The 15,388-nt window shown below is 63.9% G+C and carries 14 protein-coding genes; 9 read left to right on the forward strand and 5 right to left on the reverse strand.

All coding sequences use genetic code 11. The annotated features are described in order from the left end of the window. Nucleotides 1-10 precede the first annotated feature (10 nt). From asd to CW360_RS13360, 3 genes are read right to left on the reverse strand one after another with little or no spacing between them, the layout of a single operon-like run. Nucleotides 11-928, reverse strand: a complete 918-nt coding sequence (asd, locus tag CW360_RS17130; RefSeq protein WP_245874729.1) for an archaetidylserine decarboxylase — start codon at nucleotides 926-928, stop codon at nucleotides 11-13. Between the two features lie 3 nt (nucleotides 929-931). Beyond that, nucleotides 932-1,747: a rhodanese-like domain-containing protein gene (locus tag CW360_RS17135; protein WP_101194029.1), complete on the reverse strand. Its 816-nt coding sequence runs from the start codon at nucleotides 1,745-1,747 to the stop codon at nucleotides 932-934. Nucleotides 1,748-1,793: 46 nt separating this feature from the next. Further along, a complete protein-coding gene (locus CW360_RS13360; RefSeq protein ID WP_101194030.1) occupies nucleotides 1,794-3,332 on the reverse strand; it encodes an HDOD domain-containing protein in 1,539 nt (512 codons plus the stop codon). Nucleotides 3,333-3,447: 115 nt separating this feature from the next. Here CW360_RS13360 and motA point away from each other — a divergent pair, with 115 nt between their 5' ends. Next, nucleotides 3,448-4,299 (forward strand): flagellar motor stator protein MotA, encoded by an 852-nt coding sequence (motA, locus tag CW360_RS13365; protein WP_093984954.1) that lies wholly within the window; start codon nucleotides 3,448-3,450, stop codon nucleotides 4,297-4,299. Between the two features lie 13 nt (nucleotides 4,300-4,312). Further along, a complete protein-coding gene (motB, locus tag CW360_RS13370) occupies nucleotides 4,313-5,347 on the forward strand; it encodes a flagellar motor protein MotB (RefSeq protein WP_101194031.1) in 1,035 nt (344 codons plus the stop codon). Here motB and rsgA read toward each other — a convergent pair. Next, nucleotides 5,341-6,372, reverse strand: a complete 1,032-nt coding sequence (rsgA, locus tag CW360_RS13375) for a small ribosomal subunit biogenesis GTPase RsgA (RefSeq protein ID WP_101194032.1) — start codon at nucleotides 6,370-6,372, stop codon at nucleotides 5,341-5,343. The genes motB and rsgA overlap by 7 nt on opposite strands. Before the next feature lie 99 nt (nucleotides 6,373-6,471). On the opposite strand from rsgA, the gene CW360_RS13380 reads away from it, so the two are divergent. Beyond that, nucleotides 6,472-7,239, forward strand: coding sequence for a trans-aconitate methyltransferase (locus tag CW360_RS13380; protein ID WP_101194033.1), 768 nt, complete (start codon nucleotides 6,472-6,474; stop codon nucleotides 7,237-7,239). Nucleotides 7,240-7,392: 153 nt separating this feature from the next. Beyond that, nucleotides 7,393-7,935, forward strand: coding sequence for an oligoribonuclease (gene orn, locus CW360_RS13385; RefSeq protein WP_093984958.1), 543 nt, complete (start codon nucleotides 7,393-7,395; stop codon nucleotides 7,933-7,935). Nucleotides 7,936-7,979: 44 nt separating this feature from the next. On the opposite strand, the gene queG is transcribed toward orn, so the two are convergent. Then, nucleotides 7,980-9,053 (reverse strand): tRNA epoxyqueuosine(34) reductase QueG, encoded by a 1,074-nt coding sequence (gene queG, locus CW360_RS13390; RefSeq protein WP_101194034.1) that lies wholly within the window; start codon nucleotides 9,051-9,053, stop codon nucleotides 7,980-7,982. 61 nt (nucleotides 9,054-9,114) lie between these two features. Between queG and CW360_RS13395 the strand changes: the two genes are divergently transcribed. From CW360_RS13395 to miaA, 5 genes are read left to right on the forward strand one after another with little or no spacing between them, the layout of a single operon-like run. Beyond that, on the forward strand, nucleotides 9,115-10,611 hold the full coding sequence (locus CW360_RS13395; RefSeq protein WP_101194035.1) for an NAD(P)H-hydrate dehydratase: 1,497 nt from the start codon (nucleotides 9,115-9,117) through the stop codon (nucleotides 10,609-10,611). Continuing rightward, nucleotides 10,599-11,072 carry a tRNA (adenosine(37)-N6)-threonylcarbamoyltransferase complex ATPase subunit type 1 TsaE gene (gene tsaE / locus CW360_RS13400; protein ID WP_101194036.1) on the forward strand — a complete coding sequence of 158 codons (474 nt, stop codon included), beginning with the start codon at nucleotides 10,599-10,601 and terminating at the stop codon, nucleotides 11,070-11,072. The genes CW360_RS13395 and tsaE overlap by 13 nt, the downstream gene beginning before the upstream one ends. A 14-nt stretch (nucleotides 11,073-11,086) precedes the next feature. Beyond that, complete coding sequence (locus tag CW360_RS13405) at nucleotides 11,087-12,490, forward strand: N-acetylmuramoyl-L-alanine amidase (protein WP_101194037.1); 1,404 nt, start codon at nucleotides 11,087-11,089, stop codon at nucleotides 12,488-12,490. Further along, entirely contained in the window at nucleotides 12,487-14,379 is a 1,893-nt protein-coding gene (gene mutL / locus CW360_RS13410) for a DNA mismatch repair endonuclease MutL (protein WP_101194038.1), read from the forward strand. Before CW360_RS13405 ends, mutL begins: the two co-directional genes overlap by 4 nt. Nucleotides 14,380-14,417: 38 nt before the next feature. Then, on the forward strand, nucleotides 14,418-15,374 hold the full coding sequence (miaA, locus tag CW360_RS13415) for a tRNA (adenosine(37)-N6)-dimethylallyltransferase MiaA (protein ID WP_101194039.1): 957 nt from the start codon (nucleotides 14,418-14,420) through the stop codon (nucleotides 15,372-15,374). Nucleotides 15,375-15,388 lie beyond the last annotated feature (14 nt).

Consider the following 15,388-nt stretch of genomic DNA (forward strand, 5'->3'; position numbering starts at 1 on the left):
TTCTTGCACTCTAGCAGTTTGTCGGTGCTGCTGCCTCGCTCTGCGCGGCTTCGGTGTGCGTTTGTGCGACCTGCTTGGCCAAAGCCTGCCCCATGCGCACCGGGCTGTTGGCGGCGAGCTCGTCGAGCCATTGCACCTGTTGCGGGCCGAACAGCACGATAGCGGTCGAGCCCAGTTTGAAACGGCCGAGCTCTGCACCCTTTTCCAGCTGAATGGGCGCGCGTGCGGCTTCGTCATAACGCTGCGTCTTCAGTTGGCGGCGCGGCGGGGTAACCAGGCCGGCCCAGACGGTCTCGATACTGGCAACGATCATGGCGCCGACCAATACCACGGCCATCGGCCCGCATTCGGTGTCGAAGATACAGGCGACGCGCTCGTTACGGGCAAACAGTTCAGGGACATTTTCTGCCGTGCTCTGGTTGACCGAGAACAGGCGGCCAGGGATGTAGACCATTTCCCGCAGTGTGCCGCTCAGCGGCATGTGCACCCGGTGGTAGTCGCGCGGCGACAGGTAGACCGTCGCAAACTGCCCGCCGAGGAAGGGGGCGGCACGCTGCACATCGCCGCCCAGCAATTCCACGGCACTGAAGCTGTGTCCCTTGGCCTGGAAGATGCGACCGTGCTCGATACGGCCAAGCTGGCTGATGGCGCCGTCGGCAGGGCACAGTACGCTGTCCGTTGCACTGTCCAGTGGGCGGGCGCCGGGTTTGAGGGCACGCGTGAAGAAAGCGTTGAAATGCTCATAGCCATCCAGTGCCTCGACCTGCGCTTCGCTCATGTCGATCTGATAGCGCTGGGCGAACCAGCGGGTAAAGGCGTTTTTCACCCAGCGCACGCGGCATTCGGCCAGGCAGCCGACCAGGCGCGAGAGCAGGTGGTGGGGCAGCAGGTACTGGCTGATGATGAACAGACGTTCTTTCATGATGATCCTTCAGAGTTCGCAGGGCGTGTCGGGCAGGTTGCCCCATTCCGACCAGGAGCCGGCATAGGCTTTGACACGCGGGTAACCAAGCGCCTTGGCGACCAGGTAGGTGAAGCCGGAGCGGCGGTGAGTCTGGCAGTGGGTGATGACTTCCTTATCGGCAGTAATGCCGTGGGTCGCCAGTAAGGCGCCGATATCCTGGCGGATGCGCAGTTGGCGCTGCGTATCCATGCCGGTAGTCCACTCCAGGTTGATGGCGCCGGGGATGTGTCCACCCCGCGCCGCGAGCACCTTTGCACCGCTGAATTCGGCCGCTGAGCGGGCATCCCAGATTGCCAGGTCATTGGCGCCCAGGCGTTGCTGCAGGTATTCGCGGCTGGCGGTCGGTGCGTCGTTGAGCGTCAGTTGCAGTTCGCCCTGGCCGAGAGGCGGCTCTTCCTGGCTTTGTGGCCGCTGCTCGGCATTCCAGGCCAGCCAGCCGCCATTGAGGTAGTGATAACGGCTATGTCCGATGCAGTCGAGCAACCAGATGAAGCGTCCCGACCAGCCGCCACCTTCATCGTCATACACCACGTAAACGGCTTCTTCGCGGTGCCCCAACTCGGCGAACAGTTGCTGCAAGGCGTCGAGTTCGGGCAGCAGGCCCGGCGTTGGGCTGGCGCTGCGCTGGGTGCGCTTGCTGTCAACGTGCCGGGCGCCGGGGATATGCCCGGCGCGATACTGCTCCAGGCTGCGCAGGTCAACGAGGATCAGTTCGGGGGCGTGCAGGCGCTCAGCCAGGTCGACCGGCTCGATCACCAGGGGCAGGGAGGAAAAGGCGCGCATGCCGGGGCTCCAGGGCTTGAGGGTGCAGCGATTGTAGCGGAAAGCATCAGCGTGCGCGGCGGCTGAAGTTGTCCAGGGCGCGCTCGATACATTGCACGGTTTTGCCAAAGGCATGCAGTTGTTCGCTGCTGAAGGGCATGCCCTGCTGGTCGCAGACCAGCAGCATGACTACGCGCTCCTGGCTGGCCAGCGAACGCAGCAGCAGGTGTTCGCTGGGGAACAGGGCTTTCAGGTTGCCGGGTAGTAACGCGGAATATTGCGCCTGATTGGCGGGCTCCAGGCGCAGCTGGGCCGGTTTCTGCAGCAGTCGCTTGAGGATCTGGCTACTGGCGGGGTCCAGGCTGAACCCCGCCTTCAGGCCGCTGAGCCCACTGCTTTGCTGGGCGACGAGGCGGGTATGCTGGCGATCGGCAAGCAGCAGCAGGATGCGCTGCAGGCCGCAGGCGCGTAGCGCGCGGCAGGCGTGGCTGGTCAGCTGCAATAGATTGTCGAACGGGCTGGGCTGTTTGAGCAACTCCGTGCAGAGTGGTTTCCAGTCCTCGTGCAGACGGCTGCTCGCAGGTGCAGTTGCCTGTGCGTGGCTGTCCTTGCGCACAACGTGCAGGCGCTGGCAGTCCCATGGCCAGAGCAGGGCTTCGGCCGGGTGCCAGAGATCGGCTTGAGCATGCAGTCGCGCACTGCTCACGGCGTGCTGGTGAACCTGCTGTTGCAGCAGTTCCAGGGGTTGCTGCAGATACAGCCCGGCCAGACGCTGCCAGCGTAGGCTGTGCGGAGTGCTCCAGCTGTGGTGAGCGGCTACGGCCAGGCCATTGGCCAGTAGCAGGCTGTGTGCAGGCTGCCCCAGCCAGCGACGCAGGGCAGGATCGGCATCCAGTTGGTGTTGCTGCTGGAGTGGGTGTTCCTGGTCGCGGGCAATATGTAGTGCTTTGACGAGCAGGCGCTTGTCGCTGTTGAGCAGGCGATAACCATCGATGATCCACTGTGGCAGGCGCCAGTGTTCGACCAGTGCCTGGCAGAGCTGCAGCAGGGGCACGCCAAGCAGCTCCTGCTCGACCTGTCGGGCAGGTTCACCGGCAGCCAGTACGCGTTGTTCCCACGCCAGGAACAGTGTCGGATGGGCGGCAAGCAGCGGCCACAGGGGCGCGAGGAACAGCAGGCTGCCCCAGTGCACTTCCTGCCAGAGGCGGGCCAGGCGATGGGCGAACAGTCCGTTGGCCTGTTGCATGGCATGCAGGCTGATCAGCTCCAGTTGCCGCAGTGGCGGAGGGATTCGGCTGCTCTCCGCCTGGGGGAGTTGGCCGAGCAGTTGCTCGCAACGACCGATGCCCAGTCGGGTAAGCGCGACTTCCAGGCTTTCTGCCGGACTGTGCAGAGGGCTGCGTGGGCGGTTGGCTTCGCGCAGCAGGCTCAGGGCAATGGCCGGGCAGTCCTGCATTTGCAAGGCGATGTCGCGTAATGACAGGCGGCTGTCAGCCAGTGCACGACTGATGCGCAGATGTTGCTCGCGGGCAATTGGCAGGCGCACCGGATCAAGGTGCTTGATCCAGCCTTCGATGCTGCGGGGCAGGGGCGGGGCAGACGTCATGGGCATGCAGTCCAACTGGCATTTCGCCTTCGGGGGCTATAGTCTGGCGTATATGTTCCGATAAATAGAAGGGCTTGTTGCAAACACCCTTCCCATCGCTCGTGCAAGTGTCCAGATGATCAAAATAGTCGGCATTCTCGTCGTTTTCGGTTGCGTGCTGGGGGGCTTCGTGCTTTCCGGGGGCAAAATCATGGCGCTGGTGCATCCCTTCGAGGTGATGATCATCGGCGGCGCCGCCTTGGGGGCTTTCCTGCAGGCCAACCCGGCCAGCGCCTTCATGCATGTGTTCAAAAAGTCGCTGAGCATGTTCGGTTCGCGCTTTACCCACACCTTCTATCTGGAGGTGCTCAAGCTGATCTATGAGATTCTCAACAAGAGTCGTCGTGAAGGCATGATGGCCATCGAGGCGGATGTCGAGGAGCCTGCGTCCAGCCCGATCTTTACCAAGTACCCGGCGATCCTCAAGGATCAGCGCATGACCGCCTATATCTGCGATTACCTGCGCATCATGTCCTCGGGCAACATGGCGCCCCATGAGCTGGAGGGCTTGTTCGACATGGAGCTGGCCAGCCTCAAGGAAGACCTTGAGCACCCCGCCCATGCGGTGGCCAAGGTGGCCGATGGCATGCCGGCGATGGGTATCGTGGCGGCGGTGCTGGGTATCGTGATTACCATGTCCATTCTTGCCACGGCGGATAACGCGCAGATTGGCGAGAAAGTGGGTACTGCACTGGTGGGTACCTTCCTCGGCATCCTGGCCTCTTATGGTTTCTTTGCGCCGCTCTCCAATGCGCTGGAGCATGATGCCAAGGAAGAGCTGAACGTCTACGAGGCCATCAAGGCCGCGCTGGTGGCTTCGGCGTCCGGGATGCCACCCACTCTGGCCGTGGAGTTTGGTCGCAAGGTGCTCTATCCGGCACATCGTCCCAGCTTCAGCGAGCTGGAACAGGCCATGCGTGGCAGCTGAACAGGCCTGAATCGTGGAAAACAATCAGCCGATTATCGTCAAGCGCATCAAGAAGGTTGCCGGTGGCCATCATGGCGGGGCCTGGAAGATTGCCTTTGCTGACTTTGCCACGGCGATGATGGCGTTCTTCCTGGTGATGTGGCTGATGACCTCGGCTACGCCGGAGCAGAAAAAAGCCATTTCTGGTTACTTTCAGGACCCTATCGGCTTTACCGAAAGTGCCAGCCCCTATGTCATCGACCTGGGGGGTACGCCTACCGTGGCGCCGGATCGCACGCTCAATCCGGATTCCCAGGGGCGTACCGACGCCGACGAGTTACACATCAATCCTGAAGGGGAAACCGAGGTCAATCCGCCTGAGCAGGTCAAGATCAGTCCGGATGTCGCGGAGAACCTGGCCGAGAAGGTCGAGCGCGAGCGCCTGGAGATGCTGCTCCAGGAGCTGCAGAACAAGGTTGAGGAAAACCCCGAGCTGCAGAAGTTCAAGGATCAGATTCTCTTCGAGATTACCCAGGACGGGTTGCGCATACAGATCATGGATGCCGATAACCGGCCGATGTTCAACCTCGGTAGCGCTCAGTTGCAGCCGTACTTCGAAGATATCCTGCTGATCATGGCCGACACCATCAAGGGGGTGCCGAACAAGGTCAGCATTAGCGGGCATACCGATGCCAAACCCTTTGCCGGTGCGGGTGGCTTTGGTAACTGGGAGTTGTCTTCGAATCGTGCCAATGCTGCCCGTCGTACCCTGGTGTTTGGGGGGTACCCGGAGGAACAGGTAGCGCGTGTCGTGGGGTACGCCTCTTCGGCATTGTTTGATCGCGAAGATCCTTTCAATCCTGTGAACCGGCGTATCGACATCGTGGTGCTGACCAAGAAGGCTCAGCGCACCATCGAGAGCGAGCAAAATGACGAAGCGTCGGATGCGCCGTCCGCCGCTTCTCCTGCGACAGATACGCCGCCCGAGCCGCTACCGGCCGGGCAGCTGCGTGAGCGCCTGAATATCTTCGAAGAGGGCGTGTTGCAAATGGGCGAGCCGCGTCAGTAGCTGTCTTGCGGCAGGCTGGCGATGATGTGCCGGTAGCTGTGCATGCGTTGTTCCTGGATGCGCCCGTCTGCCAGTGCAGCGAGCAGGGCACAGCCGGGTTCGCGGTCATGTTTGCAGTCACGGAAGCGGCAGTGCCCGAGCAGCGGGCGGAACTCGATGAAGCCTTCCTCGATGGTTTGTCGGCTGACATGGCCGAGGCCAAACTCGCGGATGCCGGGCGAGTCGACCAGCTCTCCGCCATTGGGGAAGTGAAACAGGCGTGCCGTGGTGGTGGTGTGCGTGCCCTTGCCGGTCTGCTCGGAGAGTGCTCCGACCCGCGTGTCGATGCCCGGCAGCAGACCGTTGACCAGCGATGACTTGCCCACCCCCGACTGACCGACAAATACGCTGACACGATCATCCAGGCGTTGCCGCAGTTCGTCCATGCCGGCGCCATCCTGTGCCGAGACTTCCAGCAGCGGATAGTCGAGTTGCCGGTAGGTGGCCAGCAGACGGTCGATGTGCGCGCTGTTGTGTTCGTCCAGCAGGTCGGCCTTGTTGAGCAGCAGCAGCGGCCGAATACCGGCATGCTCGGCGGCAATCAGGTAGCGGTCGATCAGGTTGGCGTGTGGATGCGGCAGCGGGGCGAACACGATGACGATCTGATCGATGTTGGCTGCAACCGGCTTGAGTTGGCCACGCATGTCGGGCCGGCATAGCTCGGAGTGGCGCGGCAGGAGTGCAACGATCACCCCGTTCTGCTGGTTGCCGGGGCGCCACACGACGCGGTCGCCGGTAACCAGTGCCGGCAGGTTGCTGCGCCGGTTGCAGCGGAATACCTGGCCTGCCTGCTCGCCATCCAGCGCTTCGACTTCAATCAGTACGCCAAAATGGGCGATGACCAGGCCGTTCTGCTCCTCGCCGAGGTCGCCGCCTTGCAGTTCCTCCAGGGCGCGGGACTCACGCTTGGCGGCGCGGGCGCTGCGTTCTTCCTGGATTTTTTCGATGCGCCAGCTTTGCCGGCGACTGAGTTGGCGTTTGGCCATGGGGGGTCCGCAGGTTGAAGGATGCGCGAGTTTAGCACGCGCGTCGGGCGCGCCGCGCCGCTACACTGCGCGTCATCGGGGGCTGCGAGGAAATGGGCTGTGGCTTGGCTAAGGCGTTATCCAGCCGTGCTGGCGCTGCTGCTGCAGGTGCTGGCCGGGTTGCTGGCCTGGGCGGTGTTGCCGGTTGTCTGGCGACTGACGGGGTGGCCGCTGACTGGCCTGGCCCTGGCCGGGCTACAGGGCGGGCTGGCTGCTGTGACGGGGCATCTGCTGGGCTTGCCGCGCTGGTGGCTGCCCATCAGTCTGTTATTCATGCCGGCGGTCGTGCTGGGTCAGCAGCTGGACTGGCCGGCCTGGCTGCCGGCGTCGATGTTCGCTCTGCTGCTACTGGCCAACTGGAACAGTCTGGGCGAGCGGGTGCCGCTCTATCTGAGCAGTGCGCCGGCGGAGCGGGCCTTGCAGCAGTTGCTTGACCCGTTGCCCGACGATGCGGCCTTTATCGACTTGGGCAGCGGCCTGGCAGGCAGTCTTACCCGACTGGCACGCGCCAATCCGCAACGGCAGTTTCATGGTGTGGAAAGTGCGCCGTTGGTGTTTCTGCTCGGTTGGTTGCGCAGCCTGCCGCTGGCTAACTGCCGAGTGCGCTATGGCAGTCTGTGGCAGGTCGACTTGGCGCCCTACGCGCTGGTCTACTGCTTTCTCTCGCCCGCACCCATGCCGCGTGTGTGGGACAAAGCACAGGCCGAGATGGGGCATGGCAGCTTGCTGGTCAGCAACAGTTTTGCCATTCCTGGCGTGGCGCCTACGCAGCGCATCGAGTTGCACGATTGGCGGGCTGGTGCCCTGCTGGTGTGGCGCATGCCGTGAGCAGGCGGGTCTTTGCTCAGGCCCGTTAAACACAGTGCTAATTGCTACACTGCGCACTCGGCTGTTTTGACCAGCCTTGGCTGGCTACCCGCGTAGCAGCTTGCGCTGATTGCCCGATCAGCGTTTCCCACCGCCTGTCAGGAGCCTTTGGCTATGCAAGACCCGCAGAATCTCATCTGGATCGACCTGGAAATGACCGGCCTGGAGCCGGAGCGCGATGTCATTCTGGAAATGGCCACGATCATTACCGACAGTGATCTGCATGTGCTGGCCGAGGGGCCGGTGATCGCCATTCATCACCCCGATGCCGTGCTGGCGGGTATGGATGAATGGAACACCCGTACGCATGGCGAGAGCGGGCTGACCCAGCGGGTGCGTGACAGCCGCACCGACATGGCTGCAGCGGAGGCGCAGACCCTGGCGTTCCTCGAACAGTGGGTGCCGCGCGGCAAATCACCAATCTGCGGCAACAGCATCGGTCAGGATCGGCGTTTTCTGGTGCGTTACATGCCGACTCTGGAGGGCTATTTCCACTATCGCAACCTGGATGTCTCAACCCTGAAGATTCTCGCCGAGCGCTGGGCGCCGCAGGTCAAGGAAAGCTTCCAGAAGCGCGGTACGCACCAGGCGCTGGATGACATCCGCGAGTCGATTGCCGAGCTGCAGCATTATCGTCGCCACCTGCTCAAGCTGTAGGTGGGTCACGCGGCCTCTGCGCTGAAGGCCAGGCGGCCAGTGGCTTACTGGGCGTCGCGTTCGGCGTGCTGGCGCAGCGCCCAGGCGACGTGCTCGCGGACCAGTTCGCTGGGGTCGTCCTGACGGGCGCGCAGGGCCTGCAGTACAGGGATGGTCGAGGGGGCGTTGCCGAGCCCTACGGCCAGGTTGCGCAACCAGCGCTGATAGCCGGCGCGCCGCAGTGGCGAGCCTTCGGTGCGCTGCAGAAATTCTTCCTCGCTCCATAGAAACAGCTCCGCCAGGCTGCTGTTGTCCAGTCCGTGGCGCGGCTGGAAGTCGCTTTGCTCGCTGGGGCGGGCGAAGCGGTTCCACGGACAGACGATCTGGCAGTCGTCGCAACCGAACACCCGGTTGCCGATCAGCGGCCGCAGCGCTTCGGGGATAGGGCCTTTCAGCTCGATGGTCAGGTAGGAAATACAGCGCCGTGCATCCAGCACATAGGGCGCTACGAAGGCCTGGGTCGGGCAAATGTCCAGGCACGCGGTGCAGCGCCCGCAGTGTTCGCTATCCAGCGGGGCGTCGACCGGCAGGGGCACATCGACGAACAGCTCGCCGAGGAAGAACCAGCTGCCGGCGCGGCGGTTGAGGATCAGGCTATGCTTGCCTACCCAGCCGAGGCCGGCCTGGCGGGCGATGGCGCGCTCCAGCACCGGCGCGCTGTCGACGAAGGCACGGAAGCCGAAGGGGCCGATGGCCTGCTGGATGCGTTCGGCCAGTTGCTGCAGGCGTTTGCGGATCAGCTTGTGATAGTCACGGCCCAGCGCATAGCGCGAGACATAGGCTTGTTCCGGCTGGGCCAGGCGCTGGCTCATTCGCGTGTCGCCAGGCAGGTAGTCCATGCGCAGGGAAATGACCCGCAGCGTGCCGGGCACCAGTTCGGCGGGGCGACTGCGCTTGCTGCCGTGCGCGGCCATGTAGTCCATCTCGCCGTGGTAGCCGGCATCCAGCCAGCGTTGCAGGTGTGCCTCCTGTTCGTCCAGTTGCGGCTCACAGATGCCGGCCTGCTGGAAGCCCAGTTCACGGGCCCATTCCTTGATGGAGGCAGCCAGGGTGGCTAGGTCGAGTGGCGATGTAGGCATGGCAGGCCAGCGTGCAGGGGAAGCGGGGTATAATTTTGCCAGAGTTGCCGCAGGAGTACCCATGTCCGAATACCCTTCGTCCTGGCCGTTGTCGTTGCACGACGCGGCACAGGTTCGCGCGCTGGATGCCCGCTTGATGGCTGCCGGCACGCCGGGCGCTGTGCTCATGCAGCGGGCGGCTCAGGCCGCTTGGCGTGCCTTGCGCCGCCGCTGGCCGCAGCTGCGCAAACTCTGTGTGCTGGCCGGGCCTGGCAATAATGCGGGTGACGGTTACCTGCTGGCGGTTCTCGCCCGGCGAGCCGGCTGGGATGTGCAGGTGTATAGCCTGGCTGATCCTGCCAGGTTGCGCGATGCGGCGGCGCAGGCGTACGCCGAGGCCTGCGCGCAGGGTCTGCAGGTGCAGCCCTGGCACGCCGAGGCCGTGCTGGACGGTCTGCTGGTCGATGCCATGCTCGGCACCGGGCTTGCGGGCGAGCTGCGCGAACCTTATGCCTCGGCAGTGGCGCGGATCAATGCGAGCGGCCTGCCGTGTCTGGCGCTGGATATCCCCAGCGGGCTGTGTGCCGACACTGGCCGGCTATGGGGTGCGGCGGTGCGCGCCGATCTGACGGTTACCTTTATAGCTCTCAAGCTGGGCCTGTTCACCGGGGCGGGCCCTGATCAGGTGGGTGAACTGTGTTTTGCCGATCTGCAGGCTGATGCGGCGCTCTGCGCAGCGGCGCCTGCCATGGCGCAGCGCCTGACGGCAGGCAACCTGCAGCGTTTGCCGGCGCGTCCGCGCACCACGCACAAGGGGCGTTGCGGACGTCTGCTGGTGGTTGGCGGAGAACGTGGCTATGGCGGTGCGGCGCTGCTGGCGGCGCAGAGTGGTTTGCGCGGAGGTGCCGGTATGGTCAGCCTGGCGACGCGGGAAGAGCATGTGGCGGGCGCGCTCGCGCGTTGTCCCGAGCTGATGGTGCGCGGGCTGCTGTCGAGTGGGCAGTTGCTGGCGCTGCTGCCGGGGCATGATGTGCTGGTGGTCGGCCCCGGCCTGGGTCAGGGCGCCTGGGGGCGCAGCCTGCTGACGGCGGCCGCGCAGTTCGAGGGCGCGCAGGTCTGGGATGCCGATGCCTTGAACCTGCTGGCGGCGGGGCGGGTGCAGATCCGCGCCGGTGCAGTACTCACGCCCCATCCGGGAGAGGCGGCGCGCCTGCTGGGTTGCAGTCTGGCCGAGGTGCAGGATGACCGGCCGGCAGCGGCCCTGCGTCTGGCGCAACGCTACCAGGCCGTGGTGGTACTCAAGGGCGCCGGTAGTCTGGTGACGGATGGACATACCCTGCGTCTCTGTGAGCATGGCCATCCGGCGATGGCCGGGCCGGGGTTGGGCGATGTCTTGGCCGGTCTGATCGGTGCCTTGTTGGCTCAGGGGCTGGCGGCGTTGCCGGCCAGCGAGCTGGCGGTCTGGCTGCATGCGCGTGCCGGTGAGCGCCTGGGGCAGGCCGGGCGAGGCCTGCTGGCCAGTGAGCTGGTCGGAGTGATTCGTGAGTTGCTGGAGGAGCACAGCCCATGTTGCAACTGAGCATGGAGATACATGGCGAAGAAGCCATGCAGGCCTTTGGTGCACGCCTGGGGCAGGTATGTGGTGGGCATGGCGTGATCTATCTGCGCGGTGATCTGGGGGCCGGCAAGACCACGCTGTCGCGAGGCCTGTTGCGCGGTCTGGGGCATCAGGGCGCGGTGAAGAGTCCGACCTTTACCCTGGTCGAGCCCTATGAGTTGGCCGACGGTCAGGCCTATCACTTCGATCTGTATCGTCTGGCTGATCCCGAGGAGCTGGAGTTTCTGGGGATTCGCGACTATTTCGCCGAGGATGCCTTGTGTTTGATCGAGTGGCCGGAACGCGGCGCAGGTGTTTTGCCAAGCGCTGAGCTGGACATTACCATTGCGCCCAGCGGCGAGGGCCGTTGCCTGCACCTGCAGGCTCGCACCCCGCGCGCGCAGCGTTGGTGCGAGCAGCTGCGCGCGGGTCAAGACTTATAAACGAGGGGAACTGTATGCGCTGGCGCGTACCGTTGGCTGTGCTGGGCCTGTGTTTGCTGAGTGTCGCCGGGTCAGTGCTGGCTGCCACGGATATCCGCGGTGTGCGCCTGTGGCGTGCGCCGGACAACACACGCCTGGTGTTTGACCTGAGTGGTCCGGTGAAACACAGCGTATTCACCCTGGCTGCACCCGAACGCATCGTCATTGATGTCAGTGGTGCGCAACTGCAGATGGCCCTTGAACAGCTCAATCTGAGCAATACGCCGATCCGCGCCGTGCGCGCTGCGCAACGCGCGCCCGGTGAGTTGCGCATGGTGCTTGACCTCAGTGCGCGGGTTACACCGAAGAGCTTCACACTGGAACCCAATCAGCAATACGGGCATCGCTTGGTCGTCGATCTGTTTGATGGCGAAGCGCCGAGTAACGTGCCCCCCGTGCAGCCCAGCCTGCCCGTCACGCCTACGCAGGCGCCGGCGCGCCTTCCGCCGCCGCCGGGTGGCAAGCGCGACATCATCATCGCCATCGATGCCGGCCATGGCGGCGAGGACCCTGGGGCCATCGGCCCGGACAAAAAACTCTATGAGAAGCATGTGACCCTGGCCATTGCCCGCGAGTTGCAGCGCCAGCTCAGCCAGGAGAAGGGCTTCCGTGGCGAATTGGTGCGTACCGGCGATTATTTCATTCCGCTGCGCCGACGTACCGAGATTGCCCGCAAGAAAGGGGCTGATCTGTTTGTGTCCATTCATGCCGACGCCGCGCCGCGCTCCTCGGCGTTCGGCGGCTCGGTGTATGCATTGTCTGATCGGGGTGCCACCTCGGAAACCGCGCGCTGGTTGGCCGATAGCGAAAACCGTTCCGACCTGATCGGTGGGGTAGGCAGCGTCAGTCTGGATGACAAGGATCGTATGCTGGCCGGCGTGTTGCTCGACCTGTCGATGACCGCCTCGCTGTCGTCGAGCCTGAATGTCGGGCAAAAGGTGTTGAGCAACATGGGGCGGGTCACGCCCTTGCACAAGAAGCGCGTCGAACAGGCGGGCTTCATGGTGCTGAAGTCGCCGGATATTCCGTCCATCCTCGTGGAGACCGGGTTTATCTCCAATCCTGGCGAGGCTCGCAAGCTGTCCACCGCCGCTCATCAGCAGGCCCTGGCCAATTCGATTCGCACGGGTATTCGCCAGTTCTTCCATGAAAATCCGCCGGCCGGCACCTACATCGCCTGGCTCCGTGATTCGGGCAAGATCATCGCCCAGGGGCCGCGTGAGCATGTGGTGGCGGCAGGGGACAGTTTGGCGCTGGTCGCCCAGCGTTACCAGGTCAGTCTCGTGGCGCTGCGCTCGGCCAACAATCTGCGCGGCGACACTATCAAGGTCGGCCAGGTGCTGCAGATTCCGCAAACCACCGTGGCGGTACAGCCATGAGCGAGCTAGATATTCCGACGCCGCCTTCGCGGATTGCCCTGCTCAGTCCGCGACTGGCCAATCAGATCGCCGCCGGTGAAGTGGTTGAGCGCCCGGCTTCGGTTGCCAAAGAGCTGCTGGAAAACAGCCTGGATGCTGGTGCGCGACGCATTGATGTGGAGGTCGAGCAGGGCGGCGTGAAACTGCTCAAGGTCCGCGATGACGGTCGCGGTATCGATATGCAGGATCTGCCGCTGGCTCTGGCGCGGCACGCCACCAGCAAGATCCGTGACCTGGAGGATCTGGAGCGGGTGCTCAGCCTGGGCTTTCGCGGTGAGGCGTTGGCTTCGATCAGCTCGGTGTCGCGTTTGACGCTGACCTCGCGGGCTGCAGGTGCGGAGCAGGCCTGGCAGGTGGAAAGCGAAGGCCGGGAAATGGAAGCGCGCGTCCAACCGGCAGCGCATCCCCAGGGCACCTCGGTGGAGGTTCGCGACCTGTTCTTCAATACGCCAGCGCGGCGCAAGTTCCTGCGTGCGGAGAAAACCGAGTTTGATCACCTGCAGGAGGTGATTCGTCGTCTGGCCCTGGCCCGTTTCGATGTGGCCTTCAATCTGCGCCACAACGGCAAGACGGTGCTAGCCCTGCATGCCGCGGATGATCCGCTGAGCCGTGCGCGTCGTGTGGCTAATGTCTGTGGCCCGGCATTCCTGGAGCAGGCATTGCCTATCGAGGTGGAACGCAGTGGCCTGCGGCTATGGGGCTGGGTGGGTTTGCCAACCTTTTCGCGCAGCCAGGCGGATTTGCAGTACTTCTACGTGAATGGCCGCATGGTGCGCGACAAGCTGGTGGCGCATGCGGTGCGCCAGGCTTTCCGTGATGTCTTGTATAACGGCCGACATCCGGCGTTCGTGCTGTTTTTCGAGGTCGAACCGGCCGTGGTGGACGTCAATGTCCACCCGACCAAGCATGAAGTGCGCTTCCGTGACAGTCGCATGGTGCATGACTTCCTTTACGGCACCCTGCATCGAGCGCTGGCGGAGGTTCGCCCGCAGGATCAGTTGGCGGCGCCTGCCGCGCTGCCTGAGATACCGCGTGCCAGTGGTCTGCAGGCGGGCGAGTTCGGTCCGCAGGGCGAGATGAGCCTGGCTGCCCAGTCCGGCGCCGGCTTGCCGGCCTATGAGGCCAGCACTGTTGTTGCACCTGCATCGTCCGGCTATATGCCACCGCGCTCGCCTGGCGTGCCGCTGGCCGACCAGCAGGGCGTATACCGCGAGTTTTATCAGGAGCAGGCGTCCAGCACCGAGTTGCCGGTCGCCCAGGCGGATATTCCGCCGCTGGGCTATGCCTTGGCTCAGCTCAAGGGGATTTATATCCTCGCGGAAAATGCCCAGGGACTGGTGCTGGTGGACATGCATGCCGCCCATGAGCGGATCATGTATGAGCGCCTCAAAGCGGCCATGGCCAGCGAAGGCCTGAAAGGCCAGCCGCTGCTGGTGCCCGAGTCTCTGGCGTTGAGCCAGCGTGAGGCGGATTGTGCCGAAGAGCATGCCCAGTGGTTCGCTCGCCTGGGCTTCGAGCTGCAGCGTCTCGGTCCGGAAAGCCTGGCCATTCGACAGATTCCAGTGCTGCTCAAGCAGGCCCAGGCTGGCCAGTTGGTGCGTGATGTTCTGGCGGACTTGTTGGAATATGGCAGCAGTGATCGTATCCAGGCGCACCTCAACGAGTTGCTGGGCACCATGGCCTGTCATGGCGCGGTGCGTGCCAATCGGCGTCTGAGTGTGCCGGAGATGAATGGCTTGCTGCGTGATATGGAGCAGACCGAGCGTAGTGGCCAGTGCAACCACGGCCGGCCGACCTGGACGCAGTTGGCCATGGATGACCTCGACAAGCTGTTCCTGCGCGGCCGCTGAAGCGCGTCCTGCCCTTTCCGTTGCCTGCGAGCGTGCCGATGCCTAGTCTTCCTCCTGCCATATTTCTCATGGGGCCAACAGCCGCTGGCAAGACTGACCTGGCTGTGGCGCTGGCGCAGCGCCTGCCATGTGAACTGATCAGTGTCGACTCGGCGCTGATCTACCGGGGTATGGATATCGGTACGGCCAAGCCGGATGCCCAGTTGCTGGCCGAGTTCCCCCATCATCTGGTGGATATTCGCGATCCGCTGGAGAGTTACTCGGCCGCCGAGTTCTGTGCGGACGCCCTGCAGGCGATGGCACGGATCAGCGCCGCGGGGCGTATCCCGTTGCTGGTAGGCGGCACCATGCTGTATTTCAAGGCGTTACTGGAAGGGCTGGCGGAAATGCCGGCAGCGGATGCCGTGCTGCGCGCGGAGCTGGAGGCCTGGGCGGCGGCCGAAGGCTATGCCGCGCTGCATGAGGAGTTGCGCAGGGTGGATCCACAGTCCGCGCAGCGTATTCATCCCAATGACCCACAGCGTCTGGTGCGAGCCCTGGAGGTCTACCGGCTGAGTGGGCTGACCATGAGCGAGCACCGTCTGCGCCAGCAGGCGCGCGGTAGCCAGGGGCTTTTGCCTTATACTGTCGCGCAGTTGGCGATTGCCCCGGCGCAGCGTCAGATATTGCACGAACGTATTGCCCTGCGCTTTGAACTGATGCTGGAACAGGGGCTGATTAGCGAGGTCGAAGCCCTGCGTGCGCGTGGCGATCTGCATCTCGGTTTGCCATCCATGCGTGCGGTAGGCTATCGCCAGGTCTGGGAGTACCTGGATGGCAACATCGAACGTCACAGCATGGTCGAGCGCGGTGTGGCGGCGACACGCCAGTTGGCCAAACGCCAATTTACCTGGTTACGTGGCTGGCAGACGCCGTTGCACTGGCTGGATAGCCAGGCCGAGGATAATGTCGAGCGCGCCTTGAAATACCTGCAAGCGGCCGCCATATTGGCCTGAGAATTTCCCGAAGC

The sequence above is a fragment of the Pseudomonas fluvialis genome, assembly GCF_002835605.1.
Taxonomy (GTDB): domain Bacteria; phylum Pseudomonadota; class Gammaproteobacteria; order Pseudomonadales; family Pseudomonadaceae; genus Aquipseudomonas; species Aquipseudomonas fluvialis.

Excerpts from the sequence above, each read along its gene's own strand:
- CW360_RS17135 (WP_101194029.1), bottom strand. The coding sequence starts at position 1,747 with ATGCGCGCCTTTTCCTCCCTGCCCCTGGTGATCGAGCCGGTCGACCTG.
- CW360_RS13360 (WP_101194030.1), bottom strand. The coding sequence starts at position 3,332 with ATGACGTCTGCCCCGCCCCTGCCCCGCAGCATCGAAGGCTGGATCAAG.
- motA (WP_093984954.1), top strand. The coding sequence starts at position 3,448 with ATGATCAAAATAGTCGGCATTCTCGTCGTTTTCGGTTGCGTGCTGGGG.
- rsgA (WP_101194032.1), bottom strand. The coding sequence starts at position 6,372 with ATGGCCAAACGCCAACTCAGTCGCCGGCAAAGCTGGCGCATCGAAAAA.
- orn (WP_093984958.1), top strand. The coding sequence starts at position 7,393 with ATGCAAGACCCGCAGAATCTCATCTGGATCGACCTGGAAATGACCGGC.
- queG (WP_101194034.1), bottom strand. The coding sequence starts at position 9,053 with ATGCCTACATCGCCACTCGACCTAGCCACCCTGGCTGCCTCCATCAAG.
- CW360_RS13395 (WP_101194035.1), top strand. The coding sequence starts at position 9,115 with ATGTCCGAATACCCTTCGTCCTGGCCGTTGTCGTTGCACGACGCGGCA.
- tsaE (WP_101194036.1), top strand. The coding sequence starts at position 10,599 with ATGTTGCAACTGAGCATGGAGATACATGGCGAAGAAGCCATGCAGGCC.
- CW360_RS13405 (WP_101194037.1), top strand. The coding sequence starts at position 11,087 with ATGCGCTGGCGCGTACCGTTGGCTGTGCTGGGCCTGTGTTTGCTGAGT.
- mutL (WP_101194038.1), top strand. The coding sequence starts at position 12,487 with ATGAGCGAGCTAGATATTCCGACGCCGCCTTCGCGGATTGCCCTGCTC.
- miaA (WP_101194039.1), top strand. The coding sequence starts at position 14,418 with ATGCCTAGTCTTCCTCCTGCCATATTTCTCATGGGGCCAACAGCCGCT.